This is a genomic window from Carboxylicivirga sp. (assembly GCF_982718395.1).
On the sequence record NZ_CEXQWX010000006.1, the window covers coordinates 85,459 to 88,297 of the forward strand.

At 37.5% G+C, this 2,839-nt stretch carries 3 protein-coding genes; all 3 read right to left on the bottom strand.

Annotation, left to right across the window (positions count from 1 at the left end):
* A partial coding sequence (locus AC4MRQ_RS02730; protein ID WP_491196103.1) for a hypothetical protein occupies window positions 1-346 on the bottom strand: 346 nt, incomplete at its 3' end.
* A gap of 104 nt (window positions 347-450) precedes the next feature.
* Window positions 451-2,385: a T9SS type A sorting domain-containing protein gene (locus AC4MRQ_RS02735; protein ID WP_491196104.1), complete on the bottom strand. Its 1,935-nt coding sequence runs from the start codon at window positions 2,383-2,385 to the stop codon at window positions 451-453.
* Window positions 2,386-2,446: 61 nt separating this feature from the next.
* Window positions 2,447-2,839, bottom strand: a 393-nt coding sequence (locus AC4MRQ_RS02740; protein ID WP_491196105.1) for a T9SS type A sorting domain-containing protein, incomplete at its 5' end; no start/stop codon positions are given.

A 2,839-nucleotide genomic window follows, 5' to 3' on the forward strand; every position in this document is an offset into this window, starting at 1 on the left:
TTACATCAAGCATTGCCATTGGGGAACCAATCCAGAAATATACATTGTTGGTCGTTTTGGCTGCAATTGTAATTGTAGCAGTTCCCATTTCTGAGACAACATCAACTGTACCTGAGCCAGATTCATAGCAGCTCATTGAGGTTGTTACATTATAAGTATCATCTGTCCATCCAGTAGCATCAAATGTTGCATCTCCATTAACGTCAGTCACTTCCGTTACTGAGTTTACAGTTACACTAACACCTTCAATGTCAGATGATCCATCTGTTACATTAACCACTACTTGACCAACCATACTACCAATAGCCAGTATAGTTGCAATCATAAACATTGTAAATCTTTTCATAGAATAAAATTTAAATTAAATAATCAGGAACTGACCTGTGATCGGGGGTAGCTTGTATAATAGGCTCCCCCTTTCACAATTCACTACCATTTAACTAATACAAATTACTTTTTGGTGATTTTAATTGTTGATATATCGGAATTGGATTGATTGGCTACCATTACATAAACTCCTCGTGGTAAATCCGAGATATTTACATTTTTGATATTTTGTGATTCTACTGCTTTTACGCAAGTTCCTGTTAAATCGTACAAACGCACAGCCAATACAGGACTGGTTGCGTCTATATTGATAATATCATTGGTTGGATTAGGGTAAACCTTAACGAATTTGTCTTCCAAATCATCTATTGACGTGGCATCATCTGCTTCCATGGTTAACGTTTTTTGCACTGTTCCACTACTTAACCAGGTTCTAGCATCACTAACTGTTTTATAACCTGCAGCACTCAATTCGTAATTATACCATCCGGCTGGTATACCCAATTGCACTGCTTGTCCTGAACTGTTTGTTACCAAACTATAACTTTCTAAACCATTCTCTATCATTAACTCAGCTCCAACAATTGCTTCAGAAGTTTCGCTATCTGTAATGGTAAACTGCACATTGGTAGTTGCAAACTCAGTTTGGGTAAGATCATGGCTCCAAATCTGAACGCTTGTTCCATCATCTGCAGCTTCTGCAATAAATAAGGTATTGCCATTTACAACAAGGTCGGTTACATTGCCCCAATCAAATCTTCTATACCCTCTATGCAACCAATAATCTGCATCGGTAAAACCCTGCGATATTACAAAATTACCTGAAGAGCTTGATTCATAAACATATGAATAAGCCACACCTTCAGGAACACCTACCATAGCTTTAAGTGTTTTTCCACTCAAACTTTCAACTAAAACAATTTCAGGATCAGCAACATCAGTACGAATAGCATAAATACCCTCTGAACCTCCTGTTAATGTTGCAGTAAAAAATAGTTTATTACCACTTAATACCAGGTTGTCTATTTGATCGTCTTCAGCTTCAGCATTCAGGTTAATAACCGATGCTGTATTGGCTTCATCAATAACTGCCAACTTTCTGATACCAAACTTAGAACCTTCAATCCATGGATCTGCTACGGCATAAAATCGGTTATTACTACGTACAGGCTTCTCATTATGAAAATGCATCCCATCAATTGTTCCAATATTATCAGGATCACTTTTAGCAATAAAATTAAAAGAGCTAGTCGCTCCAACGGAAACGTCCATTGCATAGAAATAATCATCTGTAATAATCAGGTTACCCCATGTAGCCACTTCACTGCCACTATTTACTGCTAAGTTTGCTGTACTACCCAAATCGCTATATTCAAGTTCAAATATGGATGAATAGTTACCAAGTCCTCCACCTGGAGTTTCTGCAATAAAGTATAATTTACCATCATACATAGTTGCTTCCAGCATTCCATTCACATTGTTGTTGCTCATTCTAAGCAGGGAATTATTAGCCCAATCCCTGTCCGGTTCAACTTCCCACGTTCCATTATCCGTACCATCCGTTTCGTAGACTATAGCCTCATATCCTGTATAATCGTCCCATTCGCCCTGTACCATATAATAGTACCTGATGACACCTGAACCAAAATCAGCTTTTACAACATTTGTTATAGCAGGATTTGGCTGATGACCAGCATTAAGCAACAATGAAGCACTACCGGCATTGTTTACTCTTAAATCTATTTCGCCAACATCACTTGTATTGTTCCCATAATAAAAAGCTTTAGAATCCCCTACCCATCCAGCAAGCTTTGAAGAACTTTCACTTTCAAGGGTTTCCAGATCCATAAAACTCACGCCATCTTCGGTGTAAGCAATTATATCATCGGTTCCATCATTCTTGATAAAAATTACCCCATCTAAGTAAGGCATAATTTCAACAGTACTCCCTGTAAATAAATGAACAGAATCGGTATTCTGTGTAGGCATTGCAACCTGTGCGAGTATACTGGCATGCACTGCCAGATAACAAATCAAAGAGAATAGAAGTTTTTTCATATTAGTTATATTAAATGGTGAATAATTATCTCCTCCCCTGTTACAGGGAGGAGTTATCTTATTATTGTTTTGTAAATTTTTTAATTATTACATTTTCATCAGAATAAAGCTTAAGCATGTAAATACCTGGCTGCAGCCTGTCCGTGTTTATTGTATGTTCTTGTATATTGTAAAGGCTACCCTTTAACATGACTACACTACCTTTTATATCTACAACCTGGTAATGATCGGCTTTCACACCATTCAGTGATAAATTCAGAACATCTGTAACCGGATTAGGATATATCCTGATAGCATCAGCATAGTTATCGTCAATTCCTGTACGGTGCTCGATAAATACCGGGAAGCCTGTTTCAAGTTCTGCTCCTAACTCATCAGTTGCAACAACTTTGACATAAACATAACCTGGTGATACAGGAGCAAAGGCCATTGTTGAATTGGTCGTAAGTATTTG

Excerpts from the sequence above, each read along its gene's own strand:
- AC4MRQ_RS02735 (WP_491196104.1), bottom strand. The coding sequence starts at position 2,385 with ATGAAAAAACTTCTATTCTCTTTGATTTGTTATCTGGCAGTGCATGCC.